Consider the following 16,427-nt stretch of genomic DNA (forward strand, 5'->3'; position numbering starts at 1 on the left):
GTCGGGGACCACCCTAATACTCCGTGACAGTTCGCGATCATAGGGCCGGATCTGCGCTGGTAGTGGCACTGTCGAGCAGCCCTCCCAGCTCGGTACGGCCCTTTTCCTATTCTCCTGGCCACGCGGCCAGGATCTCGATACCGATCACCCGGCCGCTCTCGTCCAGGTCGAAGTTCACCATAGGCCCGTCCACCGTGACCGTCCGCGCCACGCCACCGGGCGTGATGGGACCCCGCAGGTAGATGTACGCGGCCTCTGCCTGGGGATCGTAGGTCCACGTACCGGAATGCTCTTCCAGAGTCACGGAGTCTCCTGTTAGCAAGATCGCGAGAATTGTCCTGACAAACACAAAGCCCCTGAACCGGAGACACCAGTTCAGAGGCTTCGTCGTGAAGAGCCGACGTGGGGAATCGAACCCCAAACCTTCTGTTTACAAGACAGATGCTCTGCCGATTGAGCTACGTCGGCACGGCCTATCAGTGTAGACGGTCACCGCCGTCGATGACGAGCCACTTCGTACAAGGTCACCCCTGCCGCCACCCCCGCGTTGAGCGACTCCGCCGCCGCGCGCATCGGGATGCGGGCGACCACGTCGCACTGCTCGCGGACCAGCCGCGACAGCCCTTTCCCCTCGGAGCCGACCACCACGACCAGGGGCTCCGCCAGGAGGTCGACGTCGCCGATCTCCGCGTCGCCCGCGCCGTCGAGACCGATGACGAAGAGCCCTTCGTCGCGGTATTCGCGGAGGGCGGCGGTGAGGTTGGCGGCGCGGGCGACGCGCAGGGTGGCCAGGGTGCCGGCGGAGGTCTTCCAGGCGCCGCCCGTCACGCCGGCTGAGCGGCGGGACGGGACGAGCAGGCCGTGGGCGCCGAAGGCGGTGGCGGAGCGGGCGATGGCGCCCAGGTTGCGGGGGTCGGTGACGCCGTCGAGGGCGACGATGAGCGGGGTCTCGGCCGCGTCGCGGGCCAGCTCGACCAGCTCCGCCGGGTGGGCGTAGTCGTAGGCCGGAATCTGGAGGGCCACGCCCTGGTGGACGGCGCCCTCGGTCAGCCTGTCGAGCTTGTCGCGGGTGACCTCCATGAGGGCGATCCCGCGGTCGGCGGCGATTTTGACGCTGTCTCGTACGCGGTCGTCGTTGTCGACGCGGTGGGCGACGTAGAGGGCGCTGGCCGGGACGCCGGCCTGGAGTGCCTCCAGGACGGGGTTGCGGCCGCCGATGTATTCGGGGGCGTCGTCGGAGCGTCTGGTGCGCGCGGGGGCTCGGCGGGTGCCGCCTCCCTGCTCCTCGCGGGCGACGCGCTCTGCCCTGGCCTTGTCCTTGTACCAGTGGCGCATCTCGGCGGGCGGGGTCGCGCCCTTGCCTTCGAGGCCGCGGCGACGCTGGCCGCCGGTGCCCTTGGTCGGGCTCTTCTTCTTCGCGGGCCTGCCCGGCTTACCCCCTGCTGCCATGGAATCAAGGGTACTTGCGCCGCCAAGTCCCTTGGCCCGTCTAGGTTGGCGGACGTGGATCTGAATTACTACGACACGCTCATCGCGGTCGCCGAGGACACCCAGGTCATCCGGGCCGAGGTTCCGCTGCCGAGGGGTGGCGAGCCGACGGTCGCGAGCGTCCAGTACGAGTTGCTCGCGGCCGATCCGGGCGCCCTCACCCAGGAGGACGTGCTGTTCGAGAGCTGGTTGCGGCGCCAGGACGACCCGGAGCCGCCGCAGGACGTGCGGGCCGAGCTGCGCGACCGGTTCTTCAGCAGGTCGCAGGCCTGCCTGCGGGCCTCGCCCCTGCCGAAGAAGCACGGCTGGGGCCTGCTCTTCGACGGGACGGGCCGCATCACGCTGTGTCCGATGGAGTCGGACGAGTATCAGCGCATCGTCGCCGGCGAGGTGGCGGGTGTCCGCGTGCTGAAGGCGATGCGCACCCGCCGCCGTTAGCCGCGCAGCTCCCAGCGGGCGCCGTGCGGGGTGTCCTCGACGGTGACGCCCGCCTCGGCGAGCTGGTCTCTGATCGCGTCGGCGGCGGCGTAGTCCTTACGGGCCCTGGCCGCCTTGCGCTGCTCCAGAGCGACCACGACCAGCGCGTCGACCACCGGCTTGAGGTCGGAGCCGGCCGTGCGCCACTGCGGCGAGCGCGGGTCGAGGCCCAGCACGTCGAGCATGTTCTGGGTCTCGGCGAGCAGCCGGGCCACCGCCTCCTTGTCGCCCTTGGACAGCGCGACGTTGCCCTCGCGGACCACCTCGTGCACGACCGCGAGCGCCTGAGGCGTGCCGAGGTCGTCGTCGAGCGCGTCGGCGAACGCCTGCGGGAGCGGCGCGTCGGCGTCGACGTCGTGGATGACCTCGGCGGCGCGGGTCACGAACCCCTCGATCCGCTGGTAGGCGGTCGCGGCCTCCCGCAGCGCCTCCTCGGAGTAGTCGATGGAGGAGCGGTAGTGGGGCGCGGCGAGGTAGTAGCGCAGCTCGACCGGGCGGACCTTCTGCACCATGTCCGGGACCAGCAGCGAGTTGCCCCGCGACTTGGCCATCTTCTCGGCGCCGATCTTGACCAGGCCGTTGTGCATCCAGTAGCGGGCGAAGCCGTCGCCCGCCGCCTGGGACTGGGCGATCTCGTTCTCGTGGTGCGGGAAGATCAGGTCGAGGCCGCCGCCGTGGATGTCGAACGTCGGACCCAGGTATTTGGTGGCCATCGCCGAGCACTCGAGGTGCCAGCCGGGACGGCCGGGGCCCCACGGGGTCGGCCAGGTGGGCTCGCCGGGCTTCTCGCCCTTCCACAGGGCGAAGTCGCGCGGGTCGCGCTTGCACGACTCGTCGTCGGTGTCGCCGGCCGCCCGCATGTTGTCCAGCTTCTGGTTGGAGAGCTTGCCGTACTCGTCCTCCCAGGAGCGCACGTCGAAGTAGACGTCGCCGCCGGAGGCGTAGGCGTGGCCGCGGTCGATGAGCCGCCGCATGAGCTCGATCATCTCCGGCACATGGCCGGTGGCGCGCGGCTCGACGGTCGGCGGCAGGCAGCCGAGCGTGTCGTAGGCCCAGGTGAAGGCGCGCTGGTTGCGCTCGGCGACGACGAACCACGGCACCCGCTCCTCGGCGGACACTCTGATGATCTTGTCGTCGATGTCGGTGACGTTGCGGCAGAACAGCACGTCGTAGCCGGAGCGCATGAGCCAGCGCCGCAGCACGTCGAAGTTGACGCCCGAGCGGATGTGGCCGATGTGCGGAGGGGCCTGCACGGTGGCGCCACACAGGTAGATCGACGCCCGGCCGGCTTCGAGCGGGACGAATGCGCGAATGTCGCGAGTGGCGGTGTCGTAAAGGCGCAGGCTCACAAAAGCAAGGCTAACGCCTCAGCCACCGTCGTGGATGCGATTACCGCGCCACCATGTGCGATGACGGTCGCGTTGATCGGCCCGGGAGTGCATTGTTCTGTAGGCTCGAACCGCCATGGACGTGACTCCCCCCTCTACGCTCCGCCGCCTGGGCATCGCCCTGGCCGGACTCGCCGTCGCCGCGCTGACGGGCGCCGCGTGCGTGCTCTCGTTCGACGATCTGCGGGCGCTGGCCGTGCACGGCGGCGCCCGTCCCGACCTCGCCTACCTCTACCCGGCGGGGTTCGACGCGCTGCTCGCGGTCACGCTGATCTGCGTGCTGCTGCTGCGCTCCGCCCGCGCGCTGGTGCGCGCCCAGGCCGCGGTGGTGCTGGTCCTGCTCATCCTGGCGGCCGCCGCGGTGAACGTGGCCACGGCGCTCGGCCACGCGTTCCCGGCCTCACCGACGGCCGTCGGCGTGGCCGTCGCGCCGTGGGTGATGCTCGCCCTGGGGCTGTGGCTCTGGATGCTGCTGATCAAGCACGTGCAGGACGGCCGGGGATCCGCGCGCGACCACGACGGTACGGGGGAGCACGACATCGTGCCGTTCCACCGGGGCGTCGAGGCGGACAGGACGGTCGAGCTGCCGCGCCCGGCCGCCGGGCCGCGGCCGTCCGAGGAGCCGCCGCCCCTGGCCGCCGCCGCCCCGGCCGCGCTGGAGACGACGCCGGTCGTCGGCCCCACTCCCGCCTCGGAGACCCCGCCGGTCTCGGAGCAGGTCACCCGCTGGCCGGCCCACCGTCCCGAAGAGGAGACGGCCCCCTCGCCCGCATCGGATTCGGCCCCCGAACCGTCCGCGGCCTCGCCCGTACCGGATTCGGCTCCTGAACGATCCGCGTCCTTATCGGAACCGGCCCCTGAGGAAGCCCCGGAGCCGGAACCGGAGCCCGAGCCTGAGCGGCCCGTGCGGTGGGGTGATCGGGTCAAGCCGAGAGACGTCCTGGTGCATCCCCGCGCGGCCACGGGCGCCGAGAAGGGCGCCGACACGCAGCCCGTGCCCGTGGTGCGGGACGACGAGCCGGACCCGGGGCACGGCCGGGAGGCCGCCGACGCCGGTGAGCGCGGGCAGGACGGCCGGGCCGCGGAGGCCCTGGAGGACACCGCCCCTCACCCCGTCGTCGAGGAGAACGACGGCGACGGCCACCGGCCGTCCCCCGGGGAGGCGCCGTCGGGGCGGCTGCGCAGCACGCCCCTGCCGCCGGAGGACTGAGAACGCCGCCTGACATGCGCGAAGCCCGCCCGGCATCAGTGCCGGGCGGGCTTTGCGCGTGTTGCTCCGTGCTCTCGGGATCAGGCACGGTTCCCGGGGTCACAGGCCCCGGCTAGATGCTTGTACCGCGAGGTCCACGGCGTAGGCCGGCGACGATGCCGACGCCCACGACCGCCAGGACGACCTGCAGCACCAGTTCTATCCAATCGATGCCGGGGGTCGTCTCCACGCCGATGACCTGAGCGATCATCGTTCCGACGAGGGCGGCGACGATGCCGACGACGATGGTGAGGATCCACCCGATGGCCTGCCGGCCCGGAAGCAGCAGACGCCCGATCGCGCCGATGACGGCGCCGATCACGATGGCGCCCAGGATGGACTGGATTGTCATGACACAAACCTCCCCGTGAGGATGAGCGGTTCATCCTGCACGGGGAGTGGGATACCCGATCTCCAGCCTTTATGCCGGAGATTTACAAATTTGCAGCTCAGGTGGTGGTTCGCCCTCTTCCGCCACCCTTCCCCCTGGCCGATCCGGCCACGATCGACACTCCGATCACCGCCAGCACGAGTTGGAGGATGTGTTCGAGCCAGTCGATGCCCCTGGTGTCGGCCCAGCCGAACAGCTGAGCGATCAGCGTGCCGAGCAGAGCCGCCACGATGCCGACGATCAGTGTCAGGCCGATGGACATGTTCTGCTTTCCCGGCAGGATCAGCCGGGCCAGCGCGCCGACGATGGCGCCGATGATTACCGCGGAAACGATCGCGCCGATCATGTATAGCTCCCCCCGAAAGCGTCTTCAGAGGGACATACCCGGCATTTCGGCAAGTTACCCCTGGTAGACGGCGATCCGCACCGCGCCAGAGCGGACCGCCGTCGGCCATGGAACAGGCGGGCGGCAGGTTGCCCACCGGTTAAAGGACGGCTGATCCCGGCGTGAGGTTGACGACGAGCGCGGTCGCGACCGCGGCGATCCCTTCGCCGCGTCCGGTCAGCCCGAGCCCGTCGGTGGTGGTGGCGCTGAGGCTCACAGGAGCCCCCAGAGCGACGCTGAGCGCCTTCTCCGCCTCCAGGCGCCGGGGAGCCAGTTTCGGGCGGTTACCGATCACCTGGACGGCCACGTTGCCGATCTCGAAGCCGGCCGCCCGCACCTGGCGCGCGGTCTCCTCCAGCAATGCGGCGCCGGACGCGCCCGCCCAGCGCGGGTCGGCAGTGCCGAACAGGCCGCCCAGATCGCCCAGCCCCGCGGCGGACAGCAAGGCGTCACAGGCCGCGTGCGCGGCGGCGTCGCCGTCCGAGTGGCCGGTCAGGCCGGTCTCGCCCGGCCAGTGCAGGCCGGCGAGATGCAGCTCCCGGCCCGATGCGAACGGGTGGACGTCGACTCCGACGCCCACCCGTGGAACGATCGCGCTCAGGAGTTCAGGACCTCGTCGAGCAGGGCCTCCGCCTTGTCCTCGTTGGTCTTCTCGGCGAGCGCGAGCTCGCTGACGAGGATCTGGCGAGCCTTGGCGAGCATGCGCTTCTCGCCCGCGGACAGGCCGCGCTCGCGGTCTCGGCGCCACAGGTCGCGGACGACCTCGGCGACCTTGTTCACATCACCGGACGCGAGCTTCTCCAAGTTGGCCTTGTAGCGCCGCGACCAGTTCGTCGGCTCCTCGGTGTGCGGCATGCGCAGCACGTCGAAAACGCGCTCCAGGCCCTCCTGGCCGACAACATCGCGCACCCCGACGAGTTCTGCGTTTTCAGCTGGCACCTGGACGGTAAGGTCGCCCTTGTCGACCTTGAGCACCAGGTAGGTCTTTTCCTCACCCTTGATGGATCGCTTCGTGATTGCTTCGATCCGAGCAGCCCCATGGTGGGGGTAGACGACAGTGTCGCCGACCTGGAAAGTCATGTGACAAGTACCCCTTCCGCTGTACTCCAGAGTACCACGCATCCACAGGGTCCCGGAACAGTGAAATCATCATAACTGCAGGTCAAAGCCGCATATTGGGGATTGACAAGAGGTCAACTCTGTGAATCGCATATCCGGACATACCGAATGACCTGCGGGGGTGTGGAAATGACCTTGGAAACAGGTGGATATGGTAGGCGCTGCCCATCCCCATGTGCGAACCAAGGAGAACCCGCTCGTGACCAGCCGTCGCTGGATTGTCGCCGCCGCCGCGTTCCTGGCAGCCCCCGTACTCGCCGGCTGTTCTGTTGGTTTCGACGCCAACACCACCAAGCCGTACGCTCCGGTGGAGGCGGCGGCCCTGATCGACCAGGGCGCCTACGGCAAGCAGAGCGTCCACGTGCCCCAGGCGTTCATCCTCGGCCCCGAGCCCGGCGGCAGCATCCCGTGGCGCGGCTCCGTCCCCGTCTACCTGACGATGCTCAACAACGGCGACTCCCCCGACACGCTGCAGTCCGTCAGCGCCGGTGACGCCGCGAGCGCCAAGCTGGCCGCGCCCGTGCAGCTCCCGGTGGGCCAGCTCGTCAAGGCGGAGGCCGCCACGCCGCAGATCACCCTGGAAGGCCTCAGCAAGGCCCTCAGAGGCGGTGAGGCGCTCCGGCTGGACCTCCAGTTCGCCAACGCCGGCACGATCACCCTGGACGTCCCCGTGATGCCGCACAGCCGCGAGTACGCGTCCTACCCGGCGGTCGAGGGCGCCGTCCCCGCGCCGACCCCCTCGCCCAAGCCGACCGAGGCGGCCGAGGAAGAGGCCCACTGACCCCAGGACACGCCAGAACCCCTTCGTCCCGTACGCGCACTCGTACGGGACGAAGGGGTTCTGTCAGTCTTCGGCGGTGTCGAACTTGTAGCCGAGGCCGCGCACGGTCAGGATGCAGCGCGGGCTCGACGGGTCGGCCTCGATCTTCGCGCGCAGCCGCTTGACGTGCACGTCCAGGGTCTTGGTGTCACCGACGTAGTCGGCGCCCCACACGCGGTCGATGAGCTGGCCGCGGGTGAGCACCCGGCCGGCGTTGCGCAGCAGCACCTCCAGCAGCTCGAACTCCTTCAGCGGGAGCTGCACCGGCTCGCCGCGCACCGCCACCACGTGCCGGTCGACGTCCATGCGCACCGGGCCGACGGCGAGCACCGCGGTCTCCAGTTCCTCAGGGGCGTCGCCCTGCCGGCGCAGCACCGCGCGGATGCGCGCCACCAGCTCGCGCGAGGAGAACGGCTTGGTCACGTAGTCGTCGGCGCCCAGCTCCAGGCCCACGACCTTGTCGACCTCGCTGTCCTTCGCGGTCAGCATGATCACCGGGACCTTGGAGCGCTGCCGCAGCGAGCGGCAGACCTCGGTGCCCGGCAGGCCCGGCAGCATCAGGTCGAGCAGCACCAGGTCGGCGCCGTTGCGGTCGAAGGTGTCGAGGGCCTCGGGCCCGGTCGCCGCGACCGAGACCTCGAAACCCTCCTTGCGCAGCATGTAGGAAAGGGCGTCGGAGAAGGACTCCTCGTCTTCCACGACGAGTACACGGGTCACGGGGCGGCCTCCAGAGGGATTGCAGGTTGTGCCGGAATGGCCGTCCCGCCGAAGGCGGGCAGGCGCAAAGTGAAGGTCGAACCGGAGCCTTCCTTGCTCCAGACGGAGACCTCGCCCGCGTGCGAGGCGGCCACGTGCTTGACGATGGCCAGGCCGAGACCGGTGCCGCCGGTCGCGCGCGAGCGGGCGGTGTCGACGCGGAAGAAGCGCTCGAAGATGCGCTCCTGCGCCTCCTCCGGGATGCCGATGCCCTGGTCGCTGATGCTGATCTCGACGCTCTCCCCGGCGGGGCGGGTGCTGACCACCACGCGGGTGTGCTCCGGGCTGTAGGCGATCGCGTTGTCGATGAGGTTGCGCAGCGCGGTCACCAGCAGCTCCTCGTCGCCCCAGATGCGCAGCCCGTCGGTGCCGCCGGTGACGAGCGTGATGTCCTTGGCGCCGGCGCGGGTGTTGCAGTGGTCGATGGCGACGCCGATGGCCTCGTCGATGGAGACCTGGGCGGGCGCCGGGATGGGTTCGGCGCCCTGTATGCGGCTCAGCGTGATGATGTCCTGCACCAGGTAGGTGAGCCGGGCCGCCTCGTGCTGCATGCGGGCCGCGAACCGGGTGACGGCCTCGGGGTCGTCGGCGGCGTCCTGGATCGTCTCCGCCAGCAGGCTCAGCGCGCCGACCGGGGTCTTGAGCTCGTGGCTGACGTTCGCCACGAAGTCGCGGCGCACCGCCTCGACCCTGCGCCGCTCGGTCTGGTCCTCCGCCAGCACCAGCACCTGGCCGAACGAGCCGAGAGGCGCCACGCGGACCGCGAAGCTCGTGGTCTCCTGGCCGAACTTGTTGCCCGCCACGTCGATCTCCGTCTCACGGATCTCGCCGTCACGCCGTACCTGCCGCGCCAGCGCGAGCAGCTCGGCGACCATCAGCCGGTCACCCTTGACGAGCCCGAACGCGCGAGCGGCCGAACTGGCCCTCAGCACGCGGTCGTGCGCGTCGAGCACCACCGCCGACGAGGGCAGCACCGCGAGCACCGAGGCCACGCCCTGCGGCAGCGCCGTGACCCCCGGATCGGAGACCTCGCTCTTCCTGCTGGGCGCCTCGATCTGGTTACGGTAGAACAACACAGCCAGAGCCCCCACGACGAAGCCGGCCAGGGCCGCGAAGCTCAAGGCCATCTCACTCATGTTCCCGATGGTAGGCGGCGCCCCCGCGCGCACAGACCCCTCACCAGGGAGATGAACCGCCCTTTCCCGGAAAGTTCACCTCCGAGTCGGAGTTCGTTCACAGACGTCGCCGTACGGTGACGTCATGCGTGACGCGTACCACGAAGAACTAGACGCCCTCACTGACAGGCTGGTCGAGATGACCAGGCTTGTCCGCTCCGCCATCTCGCGCGCCACCACCGCGCTGCTCGACGCGGACCTCCAGCTCGCCGAGCAGGTCATCTCCCGCGACGAGGAGGTGAACGCGCTCTACTCGGGCATCGAGGGGTCCATCTTCGACCTCATGGCCAGGCAGCAGCCGGTGGCCGTCGACCTGCGCCTCGTCATCACCGCGCTGCGCATGGGCGCCGACCTGGAACGCATGGGCGACCTCGCCGTCCACGTCGCCAAGGTGGCCCGCCTGCGCCACCCCGACTCCGCCATCCCCGCCGAGATCCGCTCCACCATCATCGAGATGGGACAGATCGCCGAGAACCTGGTCACCAAGGCCGGCGGCTGCATCGCCTCCCGCGACGTCGAGGTCGCCCTGGAGCTGGAGCAGGACGACGACGCGATGGACCGGCTGCACCGGCGGCTGTTCCGCACCATCCTCAGCAAGGACTGGAGCCACGGGGTGGAGCCGGCGATCGACATCACGCTGATCGGGCGGTACTACGAGCGGTACGCGGACCACGCGGTGAGTGTGGCGAGGGATGTCGTCTATCTGGTGACGGGTACGCGGCCGGAGTGATGCTCTCGGGGTGCGCCGCCTGGTTCGGCGCACCCGATGTGATTCGGTGCGCCCGGTTCTTGTTCGGTGTGCTGTCTGGTTCGGTGTGCCGTTTTATTAGGTGCAAAGCCGGTCATTAGGGTCAAAAACCAGAAAATCTTTTTGGGAAACCCCTCGGGCTGGGCGCCGTTACGCGTGCCTGACGGCCCGCTCAGCCCGCCGTAGGCCGTGAAGGCGTGGCCCTGCGCGGCGCCAGGCGCTTCGCGCCTCGACAGCTCAGACGTGTTGTGGGGGGGCTTCGCCCCCGCGCCCCCGGGGACAGGCGCGGCCCTGCGCAGTACCAGGCGCTACGCGCCTTCCGGCTCAGGCTGTGTCGTGTGGGGGCAAGCCCCCACACCCCCGGCGAGGGAGCTACCGCCCCTCGCGCTCCCCGGACCCCAGCCGGTTGATTTCTCTCGTGAAAGACAGACCCGCCTTCGGACGAGCCGTGGCTCCACTCGTTGAACTTCGAAGGCGCCGGTTCGAGTGAGAGTCGGCCCCACCCATCGCTTTTGAACACCCTGATCATGCATGGGTTTCTGGCTCTACCCGGAGCCAGAACAGCCCTAGTGGTTCGCCCCGTTTGCGAACCCGCCCTGAGCGTGATCACTACGCCATTCGGTTTCCAGAATGCTGAACAGCTCGGAATCGCGCCAACCGTCCCGGATGAGTGCGGTATGACGATGACGTCCTTCCCAGGTCATGCCGAGCTTGGTGAGCACCCGGCCTGAGCCGAGATTGCGCGGGTCGCATGTGGCGAAGATCCTATGGAGGTCGAACTTCTCGAAGCCTCGTGCGAGGAGTTCTCGCCCGATCGCCGTCCCTACTCCATGACCCCAGAGCCGCGGGTGCACGATATACGTGATCTCGCCTTGGCGGTGCTCTCGGCTCCGGAGGTGCAGTTCGCCCATTCCGACGATGTCGCCTTCGACGCGAGCGGCATAGGCGAACCGCTGCTGGGGTGTGTGCGACCACGCCTCAGCAGCCTCTGCCACGAACGCTCGGGTTTGCTCTTCCGTGTTCGGCCCCCAGGCTTGGAAGCGGCAAACCCGGTCGAGAGAAGCCCAGGAGTGAACGGCTCGCCAGTCTTGCAGCTCGATCTTGCGCAAAGTTACTGAGTGTCGAACCACAATCTGATCATGCCAGGCGGGGATAGCGGCCACTCTGCGAATTGGCGTTGATGAGACGGTCGACGGAGGCGACGCCGATCTCGGCCAGGGTGGTGAACTTTCGTTGTCGCAGGCTCTATTGATATCTGGGTCGCCGAACTCGGCAACCGTTCGTCGGCCATGTCAGCTTGTTCCGGCAGCGGAGGAGGAGAGCAGGTGAACGCCTTCGGCCAACGCCGAAATCCGGGCGAGGTCCGGGGTGCGCGAGGGGGCGGCAGCCCTCTCGCCGGGGGTGTGGGGGCTTGCCCCCACACGACACAGCCTGAGCCGGAAGGCGCGTAGCGCCTGGTACTGCGCAGGGCCGCGCCTGTTCTCGGGGGCGCGGGGGCGGAGCCCCCCCACAACACGTCTTGCTGTCGAGGCGCGAAGCGCCTGGCACCGCGCAAGGCCACGCCTTCACGGCCTACGGCGGGCTGAGCGGGCCGTCAGGCACGCGTAACGGCGCCCTGCCCGAGGGGTTCCCAAAAAGATTTGAGGGTTTTCACCAAGGACTGGACGGCTCACGCCGAACCAGACGGCTCACGCCGAACAAAACCTCACAGCCGTGAACGGATACCCCCTCAGCGGCCCTGGTTGGCCACTGCCTGGATGGCGGCCTTGGCGGCCTCCGGGTCCAGGTACTCGCCGCCGCGCTTCAGCGGCCGGAAGTGCTCGTCCAGGTCGTACCGCAGAGGGATCCCCGTGGGAATGTTGAGCCCGGCGATGTCCTCGTCGCTGATCCCGTCCAGGTGCTTGACCAGGGCGCGCAGGGAGTTGCCGTGGGCGGCCACGAGCACGGTGCGGCCCGCGGACAGGTCGGGGACGATGTCGTCGTACCAGTACGGCAGCATCCGGTCCACCACGTCCTTGAGGCATTCGGTACGCGGCATCAGCTCGGGCGGGAGGAGGGCGTAGCGGCGGTCGCCCACCTGGGAGAACTCGTCGTCGTCGGCGATGGGCGGCGGGGGCGTGTCGTAGGAGCGCCGCCAGAGCATGAACTGCTCCTCGCCGAACTCCTCGCGGGTCTGGGCCTTGTTCTTGCCCTGGAGGGCGCCGTAGTGGCGCTCGTTGAGCCGCCAGGAGCGCTTGACCGGGAGCCAGAGGAGGTCGGCCTCGCCGAGGGCGAACTGGGCCGTCTGGATGGCCCGGTTGAGCAGGCTCGTGTGGACGACGTCGGGGTAGAGGCCGGCGTCGGTGAGGAGCTTGCCGCCCCGGCGGGCCTCGTCCTCGCCCTTCGCCGACAGGCTCACGTCCACCCAGCCGGTGAACAGGCCCTTCGCGTTCCAGTCGCTCTCGCCATGCCGTAGCAGCACCAAAGTCGCCATGCGCCCCATCCTAGGGCGGCCTGGTTCAGGAGCGCTCCGGGTCCGCGAAGCGGGCGAAAGCCTGCAGGTTGGCGAGCGATTCGCCGCGTTTCTTGCGCCATTCCCACTCGCGCCTGATGGAGGAGGCGAAGCCGATCTCCAGGGCGCGGTCGAACGACTCGTCGGAGTAGGTGAGCACGCAGCCGAGGATGCGGTCGATCTCCTCCTCGGTGACGGCGGTGAGGGGCATGCGGCCGACCAGGTAGACGTCGCCGACGGGGTCGACGGAGAAGTGGACGCCGTACATGGAGCCGTTCCTGGCGAGCAGCCATTTGTAGAACTCGGCGTGGTTCTCGTCGGGCTGGCGGCAGAAGAACGCCTCGATGTGCAGGACCCGCTCGCCGACGATCAGCCAGGTCATGGTGGCGAGTTTGTGCCGGCCGGGCAGCTTGGCGAGGAACGCTCCCGGCCGCGGCTCGTCGTGTTCGACGTCCGCGGCCTTGAGCGCGGCTTCGATGAGGTCGCGCATGCGCTACAGCCTACGAGTTCACCGCCACCGGCTGCCGGTGCAGGTGGGCGACGGCTTGCGCGTACACGTCCATGAGGCGTGCGGAGGTGGCCTGCCAGCCGAAGGCGGCGGCGTGCTCGCGCGCCCCCGCGGAGAGGGCGGCGAGGCGGGCCGGGTCGGTGAGGAGGCCGCCGATGGCCTGCGCCCAGTCGTGCGGGTCGTGCCCGTCGACGAGGAGCCCGGAGACGCCGTCGCGGACGGCGGTGCGCAGCCCGCCGACGGCGGCGGCGACCACGGGGGTGCCGCAGGCCTGGGACTCCAGGGCGACGAGGCCGAAGGACTCGCTGTGGGAGGGGACGACGGTGAGGTCGGAGGCGCGGTACCAGTCGGCGAGCTCGTGCTGCGGCGCCGGCGGCACGAGGCGGACGGTGTCGGCGAGGCCGAGTTCGGTGGCGAGTTCGGTGAGGATGGACGGCCTGGCCAGTCCGTTGCCGGAGGGTCCGCCGACGCAGGCGACGACGAGGCGGCCGCGCAGTGACGGGTCGTCGATGAGCATGCGGGAGGCGGCGCGCAGCAGCACGTCGGGGGCCTTGAGCGGCTGGATGCGGCCGACGAACAGCAGGACGCGCGCGCCCTGTGGCAGGCCGAGCCGCTGCCGGGCGGCGCCCTGTGAGGCGGGCTGGAAGACGGTCAGGTTGACGCCGGGGTTGACGACGGCGACGCGCTGTTCGGCGGCTCCGTACAGGTCGATGAGCTCGTGCGCCTCGTCGGCGGTGTTGGCCACGAGGCGGTCGGCGATCTGCACGACCTGTTCCTCGCCGACGACGCGGGCCTGCGGCTCGGGCCGGTCGCCCTCGGCGAGGAGCCGGTTCTTGACCTTGGCCATGGTGTGCATGGTGTGCACGAGCGGGACGCCCCAGCGTTCCTTGGCGAGCCAGCCGACCTGGCCGGACAGCCAGTAGTGGGAGTGTATCACGTCGTAGTGGCCGGGCTCGTACATGGCCTCGATGCGCAGCACCTCGGACAGGAACGCGCACATCTGGCCGGGCAGGTCGGCCCGGTCCATCTCCTCGTACGGTCCGGCGGTCAGGTGACGGACCAGGACGCCGGGCGCCAGTTCGGCGACCGGTGGCAGGTCGCGGGCCGTGGCGCGGGTGAAGATGTCCACCTCCACGCCCGATTGAGCCAGCCGTTTGGCGGATTCGACGATGTACACGTTCATGCCGCCGGCGTCGCCCGTACCGGGCTGGTCGAGCGGTGACGTGTGCATGCTGATCGTCGCGACCCGGTTGACCCGTCGTCGCCTCACCCGACATCACCTCCAAGTGACTTACAACTGTCCAGATTTTTTCGACATTCCCGACAAGGCATCACAGTGGGGGTCCCCGAAGGGCGGCCTGGCAGGATGTGGCGCATGAAGAGAACGGCTGTGGTGACCGGCGCGAGCAGCGGCATCGGCGAGGCGACAGCGCGGCGGCTGGCCGCCGAGGGCTACCACGTGGTGGCCGGAGCCAGGCGGCGCGACCGGCTGGAGAAGCTGGCGGCCGAGGTGCCCGGCGTCACTCCGGTGACGCTCGACGTTACCTCCCAGGAGTCGGTGGACGAGCTGGCGGCCTCGCTGGATCGCTGCGACGTGCTGGTCAACAACGCCGGCGGCGCGCTCGGGCTGGAGCCGGTGTCCGACGGCCGGGTGGACGACTGGCAGCGGATGTACGACACCAACGTGCTCGGCTCGCTGCGCGTCACCCAGGCGCTCCTGCCGAAGCTGATCGGCTCGGGCGACGGCGTGCTGGTGATGCTGACCTCGACGGCCGGGCTGGTCTCGTACGAGGGAGGCGGCGGTTACTGCGCGGCCAAGCACGCGCAGACGTCCATGACCGAGACGCTCAGGCTGGAGCTGGTCGGGCAGCCGGTGCGGATCGTGGAGATCGCGCCCGGCATGGTGCGCTCTGAGGGGTTCGCGCTGACCCGGTTCCGCGGCGACGCCGAGCGGGCGGACAAGGTGTACGAGGGCGTGCCCGACCCGCTCAGCTCCGACGACGTCGCCGACGCGATCGCCTGGTGCGTGACGAGGCCCGCGCACGTCAACGTCGACCGCCTGGTCATCCGCCCCCGGGCCCAGGCCGCCCAGCACAAGGTGCACCGCGTCAGTGGCTAGACCGGTCGGCTCGATCACCCGGGGCACGACCGGCCACAACCGGCTGCGGCGCGCCGACCGGTGGATCGCCGCCGTCCACGGCGGGCTGCTGCGCGCCACCGCCAGGCCGCTCGTGGTGGACCTGGGGTACGGGGCCTCGCACGTGACGACGCTGGAGCTGTTCACCCGGCTGCGGCGGGTGGCGCCGGACGTCGAGGTGGTGGGGATCGAGATCGACCCGGCCCGGGTGGCGGCGGCCAAGCCGTACGAGCGGGAAGGGCTGAGCTTCGCGCTCGGCGGCTTCGAGCTGCCCGTCGCCCGGCCGCCGGTGCTGGTGCGGGCCTTCAACGTGCTGCGCCAGTACGGGGAGGCGGAGGCCTGGCGCTACTGGCGGGCGCTGCTGGAGAGGCTGGCCCCCGGCGGCGTGCTGGTCGAGGGCACCTGCTCGGAGGTGGGGCACCGGGCGGTGTGGGTGGGACTGGACGCGTCGGGCCCGCGGACACTGACGTTCTCGGCCCGGTTCGACGCGTTCGAGCGGCCGTCGGACCTGGCCGACCGGCTGCCGAAGACGCTCATCCACCGCAACGTGCCCGGGGAGCGGATCCACGCGTTCCTGCGCGACTGGGACCACGCGTGGGCGGTCAGCGCCCCGTACAGCTCGCATGGCGCGCGCCAGCGCTGGATCGCCGCCGCGCGGACCCTCGCGGCCACCTGGCCGGTCCCCTGCCACCCGCCGCTCGGCGGCCGCGCCCGCTGGCGTCTCGGCGAGCTCACCGTGCCCTGGCCGGCGGTGGCGCCGGACGTCCGGGACGCGTGACGGTCACAGCGCCGCTGCGAAGGTGGCGTACGCGGTCGCCTCGAACAGCACGAACCGCACCTCAGCCACCGACGCCACCGACGCCACCGAGGCGCGCACGGCGTCGACCGCGACGCGGGCGCCGTCGGCGAGCGGCCAGCCGAAGATGCCGGTGCCGATCGCCGGGAACGCCACCGACTCGGCGCCCAGCGACCCGGCCACCCGCAGCGACTCCCGGTAGCACGAGGCCAGCAGCTCGGAGCGGTCCTCGAACGGCGAGTGCACGGGCCCGACCGTGTGGATCACCCAGCGCGCGGGCAGCCGCCCGGCGGTGGTGGCGACCGCTTCGCCGGTCGGCAGGCCGTGCCCGTACTGGGAGGCGCGCAGCCTCCGGCACTCCTCGATGATCTCGGGCCCGCCCTTCCGGTGGATCGCCCCGTCCACCCCGCCGCCGCCCATGAGAGAGGAGTTGGCCGCGTTCACGATCGCGTCCACTTCCTGTTTGGTGATATCTCCCTGCACCAGCGTGATATCCATC

20 protein-coding genes and 1 tRNA gene are annotated in these 16,427 nt (G+C 70.1%); 6 read left to right on the plus strand and 15 right to left on the minus strand.

From position 1 onward, the window contains the following. Window positions 1-106: 106 nt before the first annotated feature. From ACIBF7_RS41935 to rlmB, 3 genes are all read right to left on the minus strand, one after another. Window positions 107-304 carry a DUF2283 domain-containing protein gene (locus ACIBF7_RS41935; RefSeq protein WP_397199616.1) on the minus strand — a complete coding sequence of 66 codons (198 nt, stop codon included), beginning with the start codon at window positions 302-304 and terminating at the stop codon, window positions 107-109. 91 nt (window positions 305-395) lie between these two features. After that, a tRNA-Thr gene (locus ACIBF7_RS41940) sits at window positions 396-468 on the minus strand. A 21-nt stretch (window positions 469-489) separates the two neighbouring features. Beyond that, window positions 490-1,449: a 23S rRNA (guanosine(2251)-2'-O)-methyltransferase RlmB gene (rlmB, locus tag ACIBF7_RS41945; protein ID WP_364233060.1), complete on the minus strand. Its 960-nt coding sequence runs from the start codon at window positions 1,447-1,449 to the stop codon at window positions 490-492. A gap of 54 nt (window positions 1,450-1,503) precedes the next feature. Here rlmB and ACIBF7_RS41950 point away from each other — a divergent pair, with 54 nt between their 5' ends. Beyond that, window positions 1,504-1,926 carry a DUF6157 family protein gene (locus tag ACIBF7_RS41950; RefSeq protein WP_397199617.1) on the plus strand — a complete coding sequence of 141 codons (423 nt, stop codon included), beginning with the start codon at window positions 1,504-1,506 and terminating at the stop codon, window positions 1,924-1,926. Here the strand turns inward: ACIBF7_RS41950 and cysS are convergent. Further along, a complete protein-coding gene (gene cysS, locus ACIBF7_RS41955) occupies window positions 1,923-3,314 on the minus strand; it encodes a cysteine--tRNA ligase (RefSeq protein ID WP_148036692.1) in 1,392 nt (463 codons plus the stop codon). The two genes, ACIBF7_RS41950 and cysS, sit on opposite strands and share 4 nt — an antisense overlap. Window positions 3,315-3,429: 115 nt before the next feature. Between cysS and ACIBF7_RS41960 the strand changes: the two genes are divergently transcribed. Then, entirely contained in the window at window positions 3,430-4,563 is a 1,134-nt protein-coding gene (locus tag ACIBF7_RS41960; protein ID WP_397199618.1) for a DUF2637 domain-containing protein, read from the plus strand. A gap of 112 nt (window positions 4,564-4,675) precedes the next feature. Here ACIBF7_RS41960 and ACIBF7_RS41965 read toward each other — a convergent pair whose 3' ends face one another. The 4 genes from ACIBF7_RS41965 to ACIBF7_RS41980 form a co-directional block, all read right to left on the minus strand. Continuing rightward, window positions 4,676-4,954: a GlsB/YeaQ/YmgE family stress response membrane protein gene (locus tag ACIBF7_RS41965; protein ID WP_271279251.1), complete on the minus strand. Its 279-nt coding sequence runs from the start codon at window positions 4,952-4,954 to the stop codon at window positions 4,676-4,678. Between the two features lie 97 nt (window positions 4,955-5,051). Further along, entirely contained in the window at window positions 5,052-5,339 is a 288-nt protein-coding gene (locus ACIBF7_RS41970; protein ID WP_271279252.1) for a GlsB/YeaQ/YmgE family stress response membrane protein, read from the minus strand. Window positions 5,340-5,478: 139 nt separating this feature from the next. Beyond that, window positions 5,479-5,958: a 2-C-methyl-D-erythritol 2,4-cyclodiphosphate synthase gene (gene ispF, locus ACIBF7_RS41975; protein WP_364233048.1), complete on the minus strand. Its 480-nt coding sequence runs from the start codon at window positions 5,956-5,958 to the stop codon at window positions 5,479-5,481. Window positions 5,959-5,975: 17 nt separating this feature from the next. Continuing rightward, the gene (locus tag ACIBF7_RS41980) at window positions 5,976-6,458 is read right to left on the minus strand and encodes a CarD family transcriptional regulator (protein ID WP_043624891.1); all 483 of its coding nucleotides are present in this window, start codon (window positions 6,456-6,458) and stop codon (window positions 5,976-5,978) included. A gap of 238 nt (window positions 6,459-6,696) precedes the next feature. Between ACIBF7_RS41980 and ACIBF7_RS41985 the strand changes: the two genes are divergently transcribed. Then, window positions 6,697-7,278, plus strand: coding sequence for a copper chaperone PCu(A)C (locus ACIBF7_RS41985; protein ID WP_397199619.1), 582 nt, complete (start codon window positions 6,697-6,699; stop codon window positions 7,276-7,278). Window positions 7,279-7,341: 63 nt separating this feature from the next. Here ACIBF7_RS41985 and ACIBF7_RS41990 read toward each other — a convergent pair whose 3' ends face one another. Then, the gene (locus tag ACIBF7_RS41990) at window positions 7,342-8,034 is read right to left on the minus strand and encodes a response regulator transcription factor (RefSeq protein WP_148036687.1); all 693 of its coding nucleotides are present in this window, start codon (window positions 8,032-8,034) and stop codon (window positions 7,342-7,344) included. Next, window positions 8,031-9,209 carry a cell wall metabolism sensor histidine kinase WalK gene (locus ACIBF7_RS41995; RefSeq protein ID WP_246640229.1) on the minus strand — a complete coding sequence of 393 codons (1,179 nt, stop codon included), beginning with the start codon at window positions 9,207-9,209 and terminating at the stop codon, window positions 8,031-8,033. Before ACIBF7_RS41995 ends, ACIBF7_RS41990 begins: the two co-directional genes overlap by 4 nt. Window positions 9,210-9,333: 124 nt before the next feature. Here ACIBF7_RS41995 and phoU point away from each other — a divergent pair, with 124 nt between their 5' ends. Continuing rightward, window positions 9,334-9,978, plus strand: a complete 645-nt coding sequence (gene phoU, locus ACIBF7_RS42000; RefSeq protein ID WP_148036686.1) for a phosphate signaling complex protein PhoU — start codon at window positions 9,334-9,336, stop codon at window positions 9,976-9,978. A gap of 584 nt (window positions 9,979-10,562) precedes the next feature. On the opposite strand, the gene ACIBF7_RS42005 is transcribed toward phoU, so the two are convergent. The 4 genes from ACIBF7_RS42005 to mshA all read right to left on the minus strand — a co-directional run bounded on the left by ACIBF7_RS42005 (window position 10,563) and on the right by mshA (window position 14,226). Further along, on the minus strand, window positions 10,563-11,105 hold the full coding sequence (locus ACIBF7_RS42005) for a GNAT family N-acetyltransferase (RefSeq protein WP_271277487.1): 543 nt from the start codon (window positions 11,103-11,105) through the stop codon (window positions 10,563-10,565). 620 nt (window positions 11,106-11,725) lie between these two features. Then, window positions 11,726-12,469: a phosphoglyceromutase gene (locus ACIBF7_RS42010; protein WP_148036685.1), complete on the minus strand. Its 744-nt coding sequence runs from the start codon at window positions 12,467-12,469 to the stop codon at window positions 11,726-11,728. A gap of 25 nt (window positions 12,470-12,494) precedes the next feature. Then, entirely contained in the window at window positions 12,495-12,977 is a 483-nt protein-coding gene (locus ACIBF7_RS42015; protein ID WP_148036684.1) for a YbjN domain-containing protein, read from the minus strand. A 10-nt stretch (window positions 12,978-12,987) separates the two neighbouring features. After that, on the minus strand, window positions 12,988-14,226 hold the full coding sequence (gene mshA / locus ACIBF7_RS42020) for a D-inositol-3-phosphate glycosyltransferase (RefSeq protein WP_219546203.1): 1,239 nt from the start codon (window positions 14,224-14,226) through the stop codon (window positions 12,988-12,990). Window positions 14,227-14,370: 144 nt separating this feature from the next. On the opposite strand from mshA, the gene ACIBF7_RS42025 reads away from it, so the two are divergent. After that, on the plus strand, window positions 14,371-15,114 hold the full coding sequence (locus ACIBF7_RS42025; RefSeq protein WP_364233038.1) for an SDR family NAD(P)-dependent oxidoreductase: 744 nt from the start codon (window positions 14,371-14,373) through the stop codon (window positions 15,112-15,114). Further along, a complete protein-coding gene (locus ACIBF7_RS42030; RefSeq protein WP_364233036.1) occupies window positions 15,107-15,910 on the plus strand; it encodes a class I SAM-dependent methyltransferase in 804 nt (267 codons plus the stop codon). The genes ACIBF7_RS42025 and ACIBF7_RS42030 overlap by 8 nt, the downstream gene beginning before the upstream one ends. 3 nt (window positions 15,911-15,913) lie before the next feature. Here the strand turns inward: ACIBF7_RS42030 and ACIBF7_RS42035 are convergent, their stop codons facing one another. Further along, the gene (locus tag ACIBF7_RS42035) at window positions 15,914-16,426 is read right to left on the minus strand and encodes an O-acetyl-ADP-ribose deacetylase (protein ID WP_364233033.1); all 513 of its coding nucleotides are present in this window, start codon (window positions 16,424-16,426) and stop codon (window positions 15,914-15,916) included. Between the last annotated feature and the right edge of the window lies 1 nt (window position 16,427).

The organism is Nonomuraea sp. NPDC050478 (assembly GCF_044458265.1).
Classification (GTDB): domain Bacteria; phylum Actinomycetota; class Actinomycetes; order Streptosporangiales; family Streptosporangiaceae; genus Nonomuraea; species Nonomuraea ferruginea.